Annotated in this window: 15 protein-coding genes and 1 other RNA gene; 5 read left to right on the forward strand and 11 right to left on the reverse strand. The window is 32.4% G+C overall.

Features of this window, described 5'->3' with window-relative positions; all coding sequences use genetic code 11:
• Positions 1–2: 2 nt before the first annotated feature.
• Together JM658_RS04685 and JM658_RS04690 are read right to left on the reverse strand one after the other, a co-directional pair.
• Positions 3–392, reverse strand: a complete 390-nt coding sequence (locus JM658_RS04685; RefSeq protein ID WP_236958081.1) for an acyl-CoA thioesterase — start codon at positions 390–392, stop codon at positions 3–5.
• A 37-nt stretch (positions 393–429) separates the two neighbouring features.
• Entirely contained in the window at positions 430–1,482 is a 1,053-nt protein-coding gene (locus JM658_RS04690) for a glutaminyl-peptide cyclotransferase (RefSeq protein ID WP_236958082.1), read from the reverse strand.
• 89 nt (positions 1,483–1,571) lie between these two features.
• On the opposite strand from JM658_RS04690, the gene ffs reads away from it, so the two are divergent.
• Both ffs and fsa read left to right on the forward strand, forming a co-directional pair.
• Positions 1,572–1,670: signal recognition particle sRNA small type (gene ffs / locus JM658_RS04695), an RNA gene on the forward strand.
• Between the two features lie 214 nt (positions 1,671–1,884).
• Positions 1,885–2,541, forward strand: a complete 657-nt coding sequence (gene fsa / locus JM658_RS04700) for a fructose-6-phosphate aldolase (RefSeq protein ID WP_236958083.1) — start codon at positions 1,885–1,887, stop codon at positions 2,539–2,541.
• 63 nt (positions 2,542–2,604) lie between these two features.
• Here fsa and JM658_RS04705 read toward each other — a convergent pair whose 3' ends face one another.
• Entirely contained in the window at positions 2,605–4,020 is a 1,416-nt protein-coding gene (locus JM658_RS04705) for a thioredoxin family protein (protein ID WP_236958084.1), read from the reverse strand.
• A gap of 167 nt (positions 4,021–4,187) precedes the next feature.
• Between JM658_RS04705 and JM658_RS04710 the strand changes: the two genes are divergently transcribed.
• Positions 4,188–5,807: an ABC-F family ATP-binding cassette domain-containing protein gene (locus JM658_RS04710; protein ID WP_236958085.1), complete on the forward strand. Its 1,620-nt coding sequence runs from the start codon at positions 4,188–4,190 to the stop codon at positions 5,805–5,807.
• 112 nt (positions 5,808–5,919) lie between these two features.
• On the opposite strand, the gene JM658_RS04715 is transcribed toward JM658_RS04710, so the two are convergent.
• The 5 genes from JM658_RS04715 to JM658_RS04735 all read right to left on the reverse strand — a co-directional run bounded on the left by JM658_RS04715 (position 5,920) and on the right by JM658_RS04735 (position 10,259).
• Complete coding sequence (locus JM658_RS04715; RefSeq protein ID WP_236958086.1) at positions 5,920–6,963, reverse strand: alpha/beta hydrolase; 1,044 nt, start codon at positions 6,961–6,963, stop codon at positions 5,920–5,922.
• A 24-nt stretch (positions 6,964–6,987) separates the two neighbouring features.
• A complete protein-coding gene (locus JM658_RS04720) occupies positions 6,988–7,464 on the reverse strand; it encodes a hypothetical protein (RefSeq protein ID WP_236958087.1) in 477 nt (158 codons plus the stop codon).
• Between the two features lie 98 nt (positions 7,465–7,562).
• Complete coding sequence (gene fumC, locus JM658_RS04725) at positions 7,563–8,960, reverse strand: class II fumarate hydratase (RefSeq protein ID WP_236958088.1); 1,398 nt, start codon at positions 8,958–8,960, stop codon at positions 7,563–7,565.
• A 189-nt stretch (positions 8,961–9,149) separates the two neighbouring features.
• Positions 9,150–9,605 (reverse strand): hypothetical protein, encoded by a 456-nt coding sequence (locus JM658_RS04730; protein WP_236958089.1) that lies wholly within the window; start codon positions 9,603–9,605, stop codon positions 9,150–9,152.
• A gap of 15 nt (positions 9,606–9,620) precedes the next feature.
• A complete protein-coding gene (locus tag JM658_RS04735; RefSeq protein ID WP_236958090.1) occupies positions 9,621–10,259 on the reverse strand; it encodes a DUF4136 domain-containing protein in 639 nt (212 codons plus the stop codon).
• A gap of 270 nt (positions 10,260–10,529) precedes the next feature.
• Between JM658_RS04735 and JM658_RS04740 the strand changes: the two genes are divergently transcribed.
• Positions 10,530–10,703 carry a hypothetical protein gene (locus JM658_RS04740; protein WP_236958091.1) on the forward strand — a complete coding sequence of 58 codons (174 nt, stop codon included), beginning with the start codon at positions 10,530–10,532 and terminating at the stop codon, positions 10,701–10,703.
• A 349-nt stretch (positions 10,704–11,052) separates the two neighbouring features.
• Here JM658_RS04740 and JM658_RS04745 read toward each other — a convergent pair whose 3' ends face one another.
• From JM658_RS04745 to prfB, 3 genes are all read right to left on the reverse strand, one after another.
• Positions 11,053–13,572, reverse strand: coding sequence for a TonB-dependent receptor domain-containing protein (locus JM658_RS04745; RefSeq protein ID WP_236958092.1), 2,520 nt, complete (start codon positions 13,570–13,572; stop codon positions 11,053–11,055).
• Positions 13,573–13,649: 77 nt separating this feature from the next.
• Complete coding sequence (gene arsC, locus JM658_RS04750; protein WP_236958093.1) at positions 13,650–13,991, reverse strand: arsenate reductase (glutaredoxin); 342 nt, start codon at positions 13,989–13,991, stop codon at positions 13,650–13,652.
• A gap of 108 nt (positions 13,992–14,099) precedes the next feature.
• Positions 14,100–15,197: a peptide chain release factor 2 gene (prfB, locus tag JM658_RS04755; protein ID WP_236958094.1), complete on the reverse strand. Its 1,098-nt coding sequence runs from the start codon at positions 15,195–15,197 to the stop codon at positions 14,100–14,102.
• Between the two features lie 94 nt (positions 15,198–15,291).
• Between prfB and JM658_RS04760 the strand changes: the two genes are divergently transcribed.
• Entirely contained in the window at positions 15,292–16,314 is a 1,023-nt protein-coding gene (locus tag JM658_RS04760) for a threonine aldolase family protein (RefSeq protein ID WP_236958095.1), read from the forward strand.
• Positions 16,315–16,361 lie beyond the last annotated feature (47 nt).

Genomic DNA, 16,361 nt, shown 5'->3' on the forward strand with positions numbered 1-16,361 from the left:
AACTAGGTAAACATATTTTTCAGATCTTCTGTAAGTCTAATCGGGCGTTTATTTTCCTTATTTATTAAACACCATTCTGTTTTAGAATGCAACAGTAGTTTATCAGTTTTATTATTATAAATTTCTACGATTCTTGTTGAGGTCACTCCAGCGGCTTTTTTGATATAAGTTTTCAGTAATAATTCGTCCCCTAAAAAAGCTTGTCCTTTATATTCTATGTAATGCGTAAGAACCATCCAGATGTAATTCTCCAACATTTCTTCGGTAGCTTCCGTTAACCAATGGTTTTTAGCTACATCCTGTACCCATTGTATATAGCGAACATTATTCACATGAAATAAATCATCTAAATCGTCTTCCTTTACTGTAATAATCTCTGTGAATTCTTTCAAAATCTAACTTTTAACTATTAGCTACTAAATAGTAATTCTATTTCTTCTCTTTTATAGTTACTTCAAACATTTTATCCCAGTTTTTTCCGGTAACGAAGAAAGTTTCAGTTTTTGGATTGTAGGCAATTCCATTAAGCACATCTAAATCGGCATGTTGCTTTACTTTATCTTTTAAGCCTCTAAAATCGATTACACCAATAATAGCACCCGTTTTCGCATCTATAATCATAGCGCTATCTTTTAAATATACATTGGCATAGATTTTTCCATCCACATATTCCAACTCATTTGCCTTATTAAAAACAGAAGTATTCGTTACCGTTTCTATAAAATCTTCTTCCACTAATGTCTCTGGATTAAGAATCCAGATTTTATCACTTCCATCGCTTTTAAAGATCCTTTTACCATCATTGGTGTGTGTAAGTCCCCAACCTTCCTTGCTCTTGTTATATTTAAAAGAGTCTATTTTTTCAAAAGTATTAAGGTCATATATAAATCCAGTTCCTGCTTGCCAAGTGAGCATATATATTTTATTGTCGATAATAGTTATACCTTCCCCAAAGTAGGTATCGTCTAAATCAATTTTCTTTAATACATCTCCAGTTTTATAATCTACTTTTCGAAGCGAGGAAATACCTTTTCTTCCTGTACTTTCGTATAAAGTGTCATTATGAAATTCTAGCCCCTGCGTATAAGCTTTCATATCGTGAGGATAGGTGTTTATAATCTCATAAGTATATACTTTTGGAGCTTCCGAAGCCAAAGCAGTGATATTTTGTGAAACGGTAGCTTTTTCTCCTTCATAAAATACAGTAGCTTCTAGGGTTAAGATTCCTAACTTATCTGCATTTAGTTTAAAAGTGTTATTGTTTACATCTATTCTTTTTTTATTCAATTGATAAGAAACAGAGTCGATTTCTTTATTTTTTTTATTCTGAAAATCGATTTTAAGGGTGCTTCCTTGCTGAATTTTACCTGATTCGGCCGTTACTTTAAGGGAAAATAACTTTTTTTCAGAAGATTTTTCAGAGTTACATCCACTTGCAGATGCTATTAAAAAGCTGATGATTAAAAACTTACAAAAATACATGGGCTATTATTAATTTTTAAGCAAGTTATTTAATAAAATTAAGATTGAAAAATTATTGTGAGAAGATAAAAAGTTTGTAAATTTGCCCTCGGCAAGTCCTACACGACTAGCTCCTATAGAATCCCCCAGGGCGGGAACGCAGCAAGGGTATATGGTTGTAGCGGTGCGATGTAGGTAGCTTGCCTTTTTTTATGCCTTAATTTTAACTTCTCTTTACAAACTTTTCCTTTTATTTAAGTTATATTATCGATACCTATAATCACAAAGATTTTTTAATTGTTTGTTGTCTGCAATAAATAAATTATAACTTTGTTTATGGTATTTGTTTTTTAACGTATAAAGACAAATTAGAGCATTATATTTACTTAATAATTAATTGTAAAACTAGAATATAAATAAGCTATGAAATTTTTTATAGACACAGCAAATCTAGAGCAAATTGCGGAAGCTGAAGCACTAGGAGTTTTAGATGGAGTTACTACAAACCCATCTTTAATGGCAAAAGAAGGAATTACTGGAAGAGAGAATATCTTAAAGCACTACGTAGATATCTGTAACCTTGTAGAAGGAGATGTTTCTGCGGAAGTTATAGCTACAGATTATGATAGTATCATTAAAGAAGGAGAAGAATTAGCTGCATTGCATCCACAGATCATTGTAAAAGTACCAATGATCAAAGATGGTGTAAAAGCAATAAAATATTTTTCTGATAAAGGAATTAAAACAAACTGTACATTGGTATTTTCTGCTGGACAGGCACTTTTAGCTGCAAAAGCAGGGGCAACATATGTATCTCCATTTATCGGTAGATTAGATGATATTTCTACTGATGGATTAGGACTTATTGCAGATATCCGTTTGATTTATGATAACTATGCTTTTGAAACGGAGATTTTAGCAGCTTCTGTACGTCATACAATGCACGTTATAGATTGTGCTAAGTTAGGAGCAGATGTAATGACAGGACCACTTTCTGCTATTACAGGACTTTTAAAACACCCACTTACAGACAGCGGATTAGAAAAATTCTTAGCTGATTACGAGAAAGGGAATAAATAAAAATGAAAATAATATTAATAGGAGTTCCTATTCAAAAAAAAACCTGCCGATCGGCAGGTTTTTTTAGTTCTTCATGCTTTCGCTGAGACTGGTTTCAAGATTTTTGTGCTTATAGATATCTCCAAAGCCATCCATAATTTTACCAGTTTTATCAACTACAATAATTTTATTAAGGCTCTTAATTACCAAAGTACCTAAGAGTTCTTCCATATTATCTGTTTGATATTGATCTAGAGTGTCACCAGTTTTTGAGATGTGAGCTAAATTTTTCAACCACTCATTGCGGTCTTCATTTACATTTATCCCAATATAATTATAGTTAGGATAATCTCTCTTCAATCTATTTATTCTTGTTAAAACGTTTGCTTGATGATTCTTCTGGTTATAATTCCAGAAATAGAAAATCGTATTCTTTTTATAAGTGCTAGAATCTATTGTTACCTTATTTCCTTTCATATCTACCAAATGGATAGGAGGGAGCATAAGTCCTTTCTGAAGGTTCTGAACATTTTTGTAAAAAGTATTTATTTCTTCTTCATGCTGGTTGTCTTTTGCATGTTTATGGAAAGCTTCAATAAACTTCTTATTGTTTTCTGCGGAATGTCCTCCAAGTAAATAAGAGTAAGCAACGTTTCTATTAAGGTTATCTTTTATAGTTTTATTTTTTGTAACCGCGCTATCTATTAATTCAAGCTTATGAGTACTGTAATGTAAAGAGCGCTGTATATGGTTTAAATCACCATTACATTCATCTTTACAGTGATTATATGAAAGGTTATTAAAATGAGTTACTAGATAGTTAAAATAAGGTCTGTAAAACATCAATAGCGTATCATTATAATCTACATCACTTCTAAAACTATAATAGCTAGCTGGTAGTTCAGGTGCTTTCTTTAATCCGTTACGTCTCTTATTTATAAAAGGATACTCTTCCATATCGGTAAAATATCTATAGTTTATTGCACCTTGAGCAATATGTCGAGCTTTTACAGATAGTGGTTGCTTTATATTAATATCGTTTAGAAGCTCTTCTTTCATTAATTTTAAAGAGTCGATTTTCTTTAAAAACTCTGAAGGAGGTAATTCACTAAACTTATTTACAGCCTTTTCTTCATCTTCATATATAAGAAACATGTCGATTAAGAAGTTATTTTTTTCTGAACCTATTCCGGAGTATACTAAAGATTCATCAAAATCTAAGGTGTTAAGACGCATGAGTAAGCTGTCTCCCTTTTCTAATATAATATACTGATATTCATTATGGTCAAAATGATAAAGGCCTTCTTTTACTTTATCAATTTCAAAGAAAAAACGATTGTTAATGTCTAATTTTGAGGAGTCTATGATGCTGTTGTCATAATATAAATGGACATAGTCTGAGCCTGGGTTTACAATTTCTCCAGCAAAATAAGTTTTGGTGGGAGCATCTGTACAACTGTAGGTGAGGGCAATAATAAACGCTAAAAAAGAGTACTTCATATAACGATGTCATGTTTATAAGCATCAGTTCTAACAAATCTATAAAAGCCCAGTATAGTATAATGTTAATAGGAAGTTAAATAAGTGTTTTTAACGTTTGCTATTGTACCCTATTTGTCTAGTTATTTTGTTACTTTTGCGCAGTGAATAACTAAAAACAATTGTGAATGTTATCAGTTTCTAATTTATCTGTACAATTTGGGAAGAGAGTTTTGTTTGATGAAGTAAATGTTGCTTTTACTCAAGGGAATTGTTACGGAATTATTGGTGCCAATGGTGCCGGAAAATCTACATTTTTAAAAATATTATCAGGGAAACAAGACCCAACTAGTGGTCATGTTCATTTGGAGCCTGGTAAACGTATGTCTGTTTTAGAACAAGATCACTACGCTTATGATGAAACTCCAGTTTTAGAAACCGTATTGAGAGGTAATAAACCATTGTTTGCTATAAAGAAAGAAATGGACGAGCTGTATGCCGACTATTCTGATGAAAATGCTGATAGAATTGGGGAGTTACAGGTTCAGTTTGAAGAAATGAATGGATGGAATGCTGATAGCGATGCTGCTGCTTTATTATCCAATCTAGGAATTTCTGAAGATCTTCATTATAGTTTAATGGCAGACCTTGATGGGAAGCAAAAAGTACGTGTTTTATTAGCGCAAGCATTATTTGGAAGTCCAGATGTTTTAATTATGGATGAGCCTACGAATGACTTGGATTTTGAAACTATTAGTTGGTTAGAAAACTTTTTAGCGAATTACGAGAATACTGTAATCGTTGTATCCCATGACCGTCACTTTTTAGATGCTGTTTGTACAAGTATTGCAGATATCGATTTTGGAAAGTTAAACGTATATAGTGGTAACTACACATTCTGGTATGAAAGTAGTCAGCTTGCTGCAAGACAGCGTTCTCAGCAAAATAAAAAGGCTGAAGATAAAGCAAAAGAATTGAACGAATTTATTCAGCGTTTTAGTGCCAATGTAGCGAAAAGTAAGCAAGCTACATCTCGTAAAAAAATGTTGGAGAAGTTAAAAGTTGACGATATTAAGCCTTCTAGTAGACGTTATCCTGCTATTATTTTTGAGCGTGAGCGTGAAGCTGGAGATCAAATATTAAATGTACACGGACTTTCTGCTAGTATAGATGGCGATGTGTTATTTAAAGGAGTAGATATTAATCTTGCTAAAGGAGATAAAGTAGCTATTATCTCTAAAGATTCTCGTGCTACGAGTGCTTTTTATGAGATTATTAACGGGAATGCAGAAGCAGATAGCGGAGAATATAAATGGGGAATTACAACAACCCAAGCATATTTACCATCAGATAATGCTTCGTTCTTTGATAATGACGATACGTTAGTAGATTGGTTGCGCCAATATGCTAAGACAGAAGAAGAAAGAGAAGAGGTTTTTGTACGTGGATTCTTAGGGAAGATGCTTTTTAGTGGAGAGGAAGCCTTAAAAACAGGGCGTGTACTTTCAGGAGGAGAAAAAGTACGTTGTATGTTGAGTAGAATGATGATGATACGTGGAAACGTATTAATGTTGGATGAACCTACAAACCACTTAGATTTAGAGAGTATTACAGCTTTTAATAACTCTTTAAAGAAGTTTCCTGGAACGATTATGTTAACTTCTCATGACCATGAGTTTACACAAACGATAGCCAATAGAATTATTGAGCTTACTCCAAACGGAACTATAGATCGTTACTTAACTTTTGATGATTATATGAGCGATGATTCTATAAAAGAACAACGTGCAAAAATGTATCAGAAGTAAGATACTTTTAAATTATAATTAGAAAGCCTGTCAATTTTTATTGACAGGCTTTTTTAGTTGAAATTGCCTAGCCCTAAATTTGTTATGTAGGGCGAATGACTGGATATAAATATTAATTAGCTTCTATAAACTGTATTATTTCATTTAATGCTACGTCATCTATTTTATAGTAAGAGGAGGACATTTCTAATGCTGAATGATCAATCTTCTCTTCTGTTAAATAATGATTTAAGTTTTTAAGTACTTCAACCTTTATGTGTGGATTGTTAAAGCTGGCTAACAATTCACTATTGGCTTTAGGGTCTACAAAATTATCTTCTGCTCCTATTATATAAAGAATAGGGATTTTAGCGTTTTTATATGTAGATTCATAATCTTGTCTTAAGAGATCTTTCATGCTTGGAAATGTCCAAAGAGGAAACCGAGTATAATTGCTTCTTTTAAAACCATGTTTTTTAGTTTCTTTTTTTATTTTTTTTGATAATGTTAAATCGTCATCATTAACGTTTTTACGAACTACTTTTTGAGCAACGGTAAATATTTCTATTTTTTTATTCAAATCGTCATATATAAGTTCATCATCAAAGCGATTAACTCCAGTTCTCATCTGGTATTTTAAAAACTCACCATTTTTTTGAACGGGAGCTGCCCACTGTACTAGAAAATCAACATTTTCATTTTGTTGAAGGGCGCCTATTGTTGCCATTCCACCTTGGCTATGCCCAATTAGGCCTAAAGACTTATTCATTACAGATTTATCGTTTCTTAAAGCTCTAATGCTAAAGAGTAAGTCATTTGTTATTTTAGAAATGCCATAGTTAACTGGAGAGTTGTCTCCTTCAGATTTACCAACTCCACGCTCATCATATCTGTAGACTGCTATATTTTTATCTAACAAAGCTTGAGTTAATTTATAATGACTGTGTCTTGTATCTAGGCCAGAACCTGGAACTATTATGACTACTTTTTTAAAGTCTATTTTTGGAGTTATTAAGGTGCCTGATAATTGTATATCTTCCTTTAAATTTTCGAATGTTATTTCATGAAAATTATATTTTTCTTTATTGGTAATCTCTTTTTCATATTTAAATACTTTTTGAGCATTACTTGTAAAGAATAGGCATGTGAAGATAAATATTAATAGTTTTCTAATCATTATTATTAAGTTATAAAAGCACCTTTAATAGCAGTCTACTTTTTTGAGTGCTTCTTCTTCTTTAAAATCTATTTTTGTGCTGTTTTTGAAAACAAACTTTCCGTCTTTTTCTTCCGATTCACCATAACCAGGAATATAAGTGTTGTTTTTCTTCATAAAAACTACTTCACGAATGGAAGTTGTTCCTTCTGATTTATATGTGTAATCGGCTTTTAGAATAGAACCATTTAGCTTTCCTTTAATGGTACCGTTGCTTTTATCTTTTTCAAAAAACTTATAGTTTAAAATACCGATTATAGCATTATCTTCATTTTCTATTCTTAGCTGAATAGAATCTTTACCTCTGGTATATAAATAGCATTCTACGGAAGGAATGTCTGATAAAATACTATCTTTTGGTGCTTGATTCAACTCAATAATATTACTCTCTTTACTTTCTTTTTTACAGGAGAAACTTAATATTATGATGAATAAGAAACTTAGCTTTAGTATGTTTTTCATGGGAAGGTTTTAAAATTGTTTTTGAAAAGTAATAAAAAAAGCTGAATGGAAAAATGATCCATTCAGCTTTAAAATATATTTATGATTTTTGGGATATATTATTTTAATCCGCCTACCATATCTTCTGGTTTCACCCATTCGTCAAATTCTTTCTCGGTAAGATAATTCAATGTAACGGCAGCTTGTTTTAATGTAGTACCTTCTTCATGTGCTTTATTTGCAATTTCAGCAGCTTTATAGTATCCAATTTTAGTATTTAAAGCAGTTACAAGCATTAAAGAGTTGTTTAATAGTTCTTTAATTCGCTGTGTATTAGGCTCGATACCGCTAGCACAATGTTCTTCAAAACTAACACAAGCATCTCCAATAAGTCTAGCCGACTGTAATAAGTTGGAAGCCATCATTGGTTTAAAAACGTTAAGCTCATAATGACCTTGAGTACCACCAACAGTGATAGCAACATCGTTACCCATTACTTGAGCACAAACCATAGTTAACGCTTCACATTGAGTTGGATTAACTTTTCCTGGCATAATAGAACTTCCTGGTTCGTTAGCTGGAATAATAATTTCTCCAATTCCACTTCTAGGACCAGAAGCCATTAATCTGATATCGTTTGCTATTTTGTTAAGAGAAACAGATAATTGTTTTAGTGCTCCATGTGTTTCTACAAAAGCATCGTGAGCTGCTAATGCTTCAAACTTATTATCAGCTGTTTTAAAAGGGTGTTCAGTAAACTTAGCAATAAATTCCGCTACACGTTTCGCGTATCCTTTAGGTGCATTTAAACCAGTTCCTACAGCAGTACCTCCAAGAGCAATCTCAGAAAGGTGATCCAATGTATTATTTAATGCTCTAAGACCGTGGTCTAATTGAGAAACATATCCAGAAAACTCTTGACCTAAAGTTAGAGGAGTAGCATCCATAAGGTGTGTTCTACCTATTTTTACTACGTTTTTATACTCTTCAGATTTTTTCTTTAGTGTGTTTCTAAGCTGTGTAACTCCAGGGATTGTTTTTTCAACAACCATTTTATAGGCTGCGATATGCATTCCAGTAGGGAAGGTGTCGTTTGAAGATTGAGATTTGTTTACATCATCGTTTGGTTGTAAAGTTTTATCTCCTTCTCCTATCTTTTTTCCTGCAATTTGGTGCGCACGATTAGCAATCACCTCATTAACATTCATATTACTTTGTGTACCAGAACCTGTTTGCCAGATTACAAGTGGAAACTGATCGTCGTGTTGTCCTGCTAGTATTTCATCACATACCTGCGCTATAAGGTCTCTTTTGTCTATTGGTAAAACTCCCAATTCACAGTTGGTATAAGCAGCAGATTTTTTAAGATATGCAAACCCATAAACTACCTCTAAAGGCATTGATGCAGGCTCACCAATTTTAAAATTGTTTCTAGAACGTTCTGTTTGCGCTCCCCATAATTTATCTGAAGGAACTTTAACTTCCCCCATTGTATCTTTCTCTATTCTAAAATCCATAGTTGTATTCATCTATTTTGATGTACAAATTTACATTTTTATTCTTTTGAGAATTTCAATTTTCACATTATTTAGTATTAAAATACATTTAAATTTAAGCCTTCATTTTTATAAAAGATAGATTTAAATGTATTTTAAACATTCTCAAAATTTATATTAATTTGACCCTTAATGAGGTATAAAACGCTGTTATTCGTTTGCTAGAAAATCTAACTTAGCTCCTTCTACAACATTATCAAGATATTTTTTCAGAAAAAAGAAATTAGTAGCTTTCTTAACACCAATAGCTTTTACAAATTTATTGTAATACTTTTTATCTGTTTTTACCTTCTGAAGATCTGTTTTAATAAGCTCTTTGTTTAGATCATTAATTTGATCTGGAGTATAAGACGCTATGTTTGTAGCATAGTTTTCGAAAAGCTCTGTTTTCTTAACGGAAACTTCTCCACTTTCATCAAGGTATTTATTGAATACAGGAGAGAATGCTTCTCTTTCTGCAGACGTTAATTGAAGCTCTTCGTAGATGAACGATTTTACTTCAAGATTTAAATTTGATTTAATTAGGTTTAGATAATCTTCTTTATCCTGCGCTTGCAATGTTAAAACGCTTAATAATAATGCTGTTACTAATACTAATTTTTTCATGTGTTTATATTTATTTTATTTAACTTCTAAGTAATCTTCAGATTGATCAAAAGCTTCATCAACTCTATCTTGGATAAAGTTTATGTTACCACTTTGGTCGCCTCTAACAAGCCCATTGATTCCTGCTCCCCAAACAATATCGATTTCTTTATCTTCTTCATTTAAAGTGGTAGCATCTCCCATTTCGATCAAAATAGTTCCTTCTGTCCATTCATAATAAACTGGGTACCATCCACCTGGGTAGAAAGGATCGTAATATCCCCACCAATCGTACCATCCGTCCCAAATTATATCTACATCAGCATACGTTGTGGCAACAGCCTGTGCAGCTATAATTAAATCAGGAAGATTGGAATCATCTATAGAAGACACTTTTGTGTATCCTAATGAAGCCATATTAGTTTCAATACTAGATAAAATGGCAGCGTCAAAATCTCTTGTTATATTAGGATTAGAGTTGCCAATACCGTTAGGATCTTCAATCCATCTGATTTCGTCTACAAGGTAATAAGTAGAAGGGTTTTCTGTATTCCAGTAAGTTTCAGTATTTTTTGTAATAACCTGATCGTAATCAGAAATGTCGTCATCATCATTATTACAACCAACTAAGAATAGGGTAGCAGTAAGAAAACTGAGTGCAATTAGTTTTTTCATTTTAATATATTTTTAAGTTAGTTTTCATATTTAATCAGTTTACTAACCTATATTAAGCATCTGTTTAGGTAGCACATACGAGTAGTTGGAAGATTAATATACTACTGTAAAATTAATTAAAAGACTTTTATTAGCCACTTTTTTTAATCTATAATTCTGAAAAAATACTATAGTTTGTATTTAATGCTGAAATAATTAAATTTAATTGGCTTTAAATTAAGAATTGTCCTTATCTTTGAGCCGAATTCAGAAAAAAAATTTCCGGAAACTATGTTTGAATTTGATCAATACCTTGGCTTTTTAGCATTCTTATCCATTCTAACTATTGGATTTTGGTTAATGATATTTTTATTAACCTTTGTTATTCCTTATTGGTTAGGAGGATCAATCATCGAATTGATTAAAGAGAAAAGAGCGGCTAAAAAAGCAAAGCGAGACGAATAAAAAAAGAAGCCTATTGGCTTCTTTTTTTGTATCTATACTTTTTGGATTACGCTATTTTACAGCGTAATTGTTACTTCTTTTTATTGAATATATAGGTTTGTTTAATATACAAGCAAGATTATCTATTGTTCTTTCCTAGCTTTAATTTTATGAATCTTACAGCGTATTGAGAACTAGTAAATATCTCTTATATTATTCTATTGTTAAAATTTATCAAGCTATGTAGATCTACAGAAACTTAGCACTTAGATATTATAATTTTTGATTTTGAATTATAGCTTTTATATAGTTCGAAGTCAAAAAAAAAGAAGCCATCGGCTTCTTTTTTTATCTTTATATCTAACAGTTTTTATCCTTCAAATTCTCCACCGTCGTCACCTCCATTACCACCATTTCTATTTCCACGTTCTCCACGTGTGTTTTTAGGTTGGTTGAATCTATAGATAAACGATACTGTAAATTGACGTTGTCTCCACTGGAACTCACTATCCGATGTAAACGATAGTTGTCCTGCATCGTTATAAGACTCTGTAAAAGATTGTCTCTTACGAGAGTTGAACAAGTCGTTTACGTTCATAGAAATTGTAGCATTGTCATTTAAAATATCTTTACTTAATGCCATGTCTATAGAATACATTCCTTCAGATTTTGTCTGAGAGTTTTCTCTTGGTCCCATGTAAAAACCATTTGTTTGCCAGTCTATGCTTTGTGGAAGTTTTACTTTAGCACTTAAACGAGAAAACCAACTTGTACTCTCTGTTCCGTAATCAATTCCGTTATAATCACCTTCAGTAATAAATTTAAAGAAGTTAAAACTTCCATTAAACTGTAACCATTTTATGGCATTATACATAACTCCAACTTCACCACCATAACGCTGATTGGTAGCAAGGTTTATAGGGATGGTTCTAATAATATTAATACCATCTGAAGTTTGCTGTCCTGTTTCTGTTTGTACTCTCTCAAAAGCGTCTGTTTCTCTTTGGTAATAAACAGAGGATGTTAGCGTAAGTTTTTCCCATCTTTTTAAGTATCCAAGATCAAAAGCATCTGCAAAAGCAGGGTTTAGATCAGGATTACCTTGAAATACATTTGTTCTACTAGATCTAGAAGGAAAGGGGTTAATAAAGAATCCTCTAGGTCTATTAATTCTTCTATTATAACCTAAAGTAATGTTTTCTCGGTCGTTAATTTCATAACTTATGTTTACAGTAGGGAAGAGTCCTAAATAATTTTTATCAAAATCTGGATCAAAGTCAAAACCAAGTGTATCTACAAGTTCTTCATCTGTAAGATCAGATTCAACCTTTCCTTTAAGTCTCGTGTTCTCTAAACGTAATCCTAATAAAACAGAAAACTTACCAAATTTATCACCATATTGAGAGTAAACAGCATTTACATTTTCTGTATATGTAAATTTATTTGTTAGGTTATAATTAGTCTCAAATTCGCCTGTAGCTTGGTTAAATTGATTTAATTCATAGTCATTAACCGTTTCCTCAAAATTACCACGGTATCCAGCTTCAAATTGAGCATCTCCCATAGGAAGAACATAATCTGCTTGTAATAAATATTCGTTTTGAGTTTCTCTTTCATTTACCTCCTCTAAAGCGATAAGCTCTTCTGTAGGTAGAATTTCATTCTCATCGATATTGGTTAGAATTTTCTCATTATCGTAAGAATATTGAAAATCTGCCGTTAACTTATGTCCATCGTCATTAAAGTTATTGGTATAATTAAGAGAAGCTTGGTAAGTTTCATCATCTTCATTTTCAATCTCTCTACGAAGTGTAGAGCTATCAAAACCAGATTCTTTATATCTTAATGTGTTATTGTCTGTTCCATCCATTTCATCAGATTGGCGTGTAAATATACTCCCCGTAATCGATGATTTATCAGTTAAGAAATATTCCATTCCCAGATTAATATTCACACCTTTATCCTCTCTATACATATCTCTATCCTCAGTAATTCTTGTAAAATCAGAATTCAAGAAATAATTATTATCAAAATAAGCATTTCCAGGTGGTTCTCTGTAATAGTAACCTATAGTTGTAAAAAGGTTGTATTTATTAGTTCTAAGATTAAGATTAGCATTTACTTGACTGCTAGAAGGGTATCCTGTATTTAAATTTATAGATCCATTAAAACCTAATGTTTTTTCTTTCTTTAAAACGATATTAAGAATACCAGCAGTACCTTCAGCATCATATCTAGCTGAAGGACTTGTAATAACTTCTACTTTCTCTATAGCATCTGCAGGAAGTTGTTTTAATGCGTCTGTAGATCCATATCCTGCAATTGCAGAAGGTTTTCCATTAATTAAGATACGTACATTTTCGTTTCCTCTTAAACTTATAGCACCTTCTACATCTACGGTTACAGAAGGTACATTTCCAAGGGCATCACTTACAGAAGCACCACTAGTGGTAAGATCTTTACCTATGTTGTATACTTTTTTATCGAGACGTATTTCTACGGTGGTTTTCTCACCAACAACTTCTACAGCGTCTAATTGTGCAACATCTAGCGCTAATTTTATAGTTCCTAAATCTTTAGATTCAGAAAGATCTTGATTGTTAAGTGTATAAGGACGGTAAGAGATATACTCTAATCGGATGTTATATTTTCCTGCTGGAGCTTCGACTTTAAAATTTCCCTTTTGGTCGGTAACTCCACCAGTTACTTTACTTGGGTCGTCAATGCTTTGTAGAACAAGCGTAGCGTATTCTAAAGGTTCTGCAGTTTCTGCGTCTATTGCTTTCCCTGTAACAGTAATTTGTTTTTTTTCTCCTCTATCCGGTCGTTGAGCAAATAAAAATGTAGAAAAAAGTGTCGCTGCAAGCATGCAGTAATGTCTAAATTTCATAGTTAGCGTATTAGTAGTCGTTTAGTAAGTTTGACGCCAAAATTAGACCATGGTTTAACCTTAAAGGGTTAAATTTTTCATAAAATTGACTTAATATTTTCAACCGGTCTACCTATTACCGCAACGTTATTTTTTATAACTATAGGACGCTCAATTAGTTTAGGATTATTAAGCATAGCCTCAATAACTTCGTCATCTGTTAAAATTTTATTTTTAAACTCTTCTTTCCAGATGCTTTCATTTTTTCTTACCAAATTGATTGGCTTGATACCCAAACATGTAATAATATTGCGAAGCTCTTTTTCTGATGGAATCTCTTCTAAGTATTTTACAATTTCATACTCTTTTCCAGATTCTTCTAAAACCTGAACTCCTTGTCTTGATTTGCTACAACGTGGATTGTGATATATTTTAATCATAATTTTAATTTATTTGAAAACTTAATTTTCCCAAAGATGAATATAATTATTGGTGAAGATTTAAAATTACTATCTGTTTAATTTATGGTTTGATAAAAAACAATTATTTTACTCTTCGTCTCTTTGTCCCATCATCATTAAATAGGATTTTAAAAACTCATCGATATTACCATCCATTACCGCATCAACATTTCCTGTTTCATGCGTTGTACGAACATCTTTTACAAGTTTATATGGATGCATTACATAGTTTCGAATTTGAGAACCCCATTCAATTTTCATTTTTGAAGACTCAATTTCATCTCTAGCAGCTTGTCTTTTCTTAAGCTCAATTTCATATAACTGAGACTTTAGCATTTGCATCGCTTTTTCTCTATTTTCCAATTGAGAACGAGTTTCAGAGTTATGGATTATAATTCCAGAAGGGTGGTGGGTAAGAATGGCTTTTGTTTCAACTTTATTTACATTTTGCCCTCCAGCACCACTAGAACGTGCAAAATCCCATGAGATTTCTGATGGATTAATATCAATCTCAATAGAATCATCTGCCAACGGATATACATATACAGAAGCAAAAGATGTATGTCGCTTGGCGTTACTATCAAACGGGGAGATTCTAACCAATCTATGTACTCCATTCTCTCCTTTAAGCCATCCAAAAGCAAAATCTCCTTCAAATTCTAAAGTGACTGTTTTTATTCCGGCAACATCTCCCTCTTGTAAGTTGAGTTCCTTTATTTTATAACCATTTTTTTCACCCCACATTAAATACATTCTCATAAGCATAGACGCCCAATCGCAACTTTCCGTTCCACCAGCACCAGCCGTAATTTGTAATACGGCGCTCATACTATCTCCTTCTTCAGAAAGCATGTTTTTAAACTCCATACTTTCTATTAGAGATTTTGCTTTTTCGAATTGATTTACAAGGTCTTCTTCCGTAGCTTCTCCTTCTTTATAGAACTCAAATAAAACATCTAAATCGTCAACTAGGGTATTGGCTTTATTATAATCTTCAACCCATTTCTTTTGGGTTCTAAGCTCTCTCATTATTGCCTCCGCTTCTTTTGGTTTATCCCAAAAATCTGGAGCAAAGGTTTTTTCTTCTTCATTTTGGATTTCAATAAGCTTTTGCTCAATATTGAGGTATCCCTTTAAAGCGTTCGTTCTTTCTGCAAGATTTTTTACCTGATCGGTAGTAATCATATCTTCTTATTTTCTTCAAAAGTAAAACACTTTTTTAAATGATAAGAAGTTTTTCATGGATGTGTCTTAACTTTGTGTAAAATATATAGTTTTTATGAAAATAAATCTGATAAGCGATACAGTAACCAAGCCATCTAAGCAAATGTTAGAAGCTATGATGAATGCAGAAGTTGGAGATGATGTTTTTAAAGATGATGCTACTGTAAATGAGCTGGAAGCTAAAGTAGCTGATATGTTTGGAATGGAAGCTGCGTTATTTTTTCCTAGCGGAACAATGGCAAATCAAACAGCAATAAAAGTACATACGCAACCTGGAGAGCAACTTATAACAGATAAAGATGCTCATATTTTTAATTATGAAGGGGGAGGAGTAAGTTTTAATAGTGGTGTTTCATGTAAGCTTATAGACGGGAATAATGGGAGTTTTACTGCTGAAGATGTTATAGATGCTATCAATCCCCCAGAATTTTATCATAGTCCTTTAACTAGTTTGGTTTCTCTTGAAAACACGGCAAATAGAGGAGGAGGAGCTTGTTGGGATTTTAAAGAGATCTTAGAAATAAGAAAAGTATGTAACGAAAATTCTTTGGGTTTACATTTAGACGGAGCAAGATTATGGAATGCTTTAGTTGCAAAAGGGGAAACGCCAGCGCAATATGGTAAAGTATTCGATTCTATTTCTGTATGTTTAAGTAAGGGCTTAGGAGCTCCAGTGGGTTCTGTTTTAATGGGGTCTAAAGACTTTATGGGGAAAGCATTACGAGTTAGAAAAGTTTTAGGAGGCGGAATGAGGCAGGCAGGATATTTGGCTGCAGCTGGTATTTATGCATTGGATAATAATATAAGCCGACTTAAAGAAGACCACAAAAGAGCCAAAGAATTAGCAGAAGTTCTTTCTAAAGCGCCTTATATAAAAGCAATAGATCCTGTAGAAACTAATATTGTAATCTTCTATTTAAAGGAAGGAATAGATTGTATAAAATTTATGGATACGTTGCATGAGAATGATATTTCAATCATTAATATGGGGCAAGGGAAGTTAAGAATGGTTACTCATATTGATTATACTCAAACCATGCATGAGAAAGTGCTAGAAGTACTAACAAATAGCAAATAAGATAGTTATTCATAAAACAAAACTGTCTCAAAAGTATTGTTTTCAAT

The sequence above is a fragment of the Joostella atrarenae genome, assembly GCF_021764745.1.
Taxonomy (GTDB): Bacteria; Bacteroidota; Bacteroidia; order Flavobacteriales; family Flavobacteriaceae; genus Galbibacter; species Galbibacter atrarenae.

What these genes read in the sequence shown, in the direction of transcription:
- JM658_RS04690 (WP_236958082.1), bottom strand. Translation starts at nt 1,482, where the DNA reads ATGTATTTTTGTAAGTTTTTAATCATCAGCTTTTTAATAGCATCTGCA.
- fsa (WP_236958083.1), top strand. Translation starts at nt 1,885, where the DNA reads ATGAAATTTTTTATAGACACAGCAAATCTAGAGCAAATTGCGGAAGCT.
- JM658_RS04705 (WP_236958084.1), bottom strand. Translation starts at nt 4,020, where the DNA reads ATGAAGTACTCTTTTTTAGCGTTTATTATTGCCCTCACCTACAGTTGT.
- JM658_RS04710 (WP_236958085.1), top strand. Translation starts at nt 4,188, where the DNA reads ATGTTATCAGTTTCTAATTTATCTGTACAATTTGGGAAGAGAGTTTTG.
- JM658_RS04715 (WP_236958086.1), bottom strand. Translation starts at nt 6,963, where the DNA reads ATGATTAGAAAACTATTAATATTTATCTTCACATGCCTATTCTTTACA.
- JM658_RS04720 (WP_236958087.1), bottom strand. Translation starts at nt 7,464, where the DNA reads ATGAAAAACATACTAAAGCTAAGTTTCTTATTCATCATAATATTAAGT.
- fumC (WP_236958088.1), bottom strand. Translation starts at nt 8,960, where the DNA reads ATGGATTTTAGAATAGAGAAAGATACAATGGGGGAAGTTAAAGTTCCT.
- JM658_RS04730 (WP_236958089.1), bottom strand. Translation starts at nt 9,605, where the DNA reads ATGAAAAAATTAGTATTAGTAACAGCATTATTATTAAGCGTTTTAACA.
- JM658_RS04735 (WP_236958090.1), bottom strand. Translation starts at nt 10,259, where the DNA reads ATGAAAAAACTAATTGCACTCAGTTTTCTTACTGCTACCCTATTCTTA.
- JM658_RS04740 (WP_236958091.1), top strand. Translation starts at nt 10,530, where the DNA reads ATGTTTGAATTTGATCAATACCTTGGCTTTTTAGCATTCTTATCCATT.
- JM658_RS04745 (WP_236958092.1), bottom strand. Translation starts at nt 13,572, where the DNA reads ATGAAATTTAGACATTACTGCATGCTTGCAGCGACACTTTTTTCTACA.
- arsC (WP_236958093.1), bottom strand. Translation starts at nt 13,991, where the DNA reads ATGATTAAAATATATCACAATCCACGTTGTAGCAAATCAAGACAAGGA.
- prfB (WP_236958094.1), bottom strand. Translation starts at nt 15,197, where the DNA reads ATGATTACTACCGATCAGGTAAAAAATCTTGCAGAAAGAACGAACGCT.
- JM658_RS04760 (WP_236958095.1), top strand. Translation starts at nt 15,292, where the DNA reads ATGAAAATAAATCTGATAAGCGATACAGTAACCAAGCCATCTAAGCAA.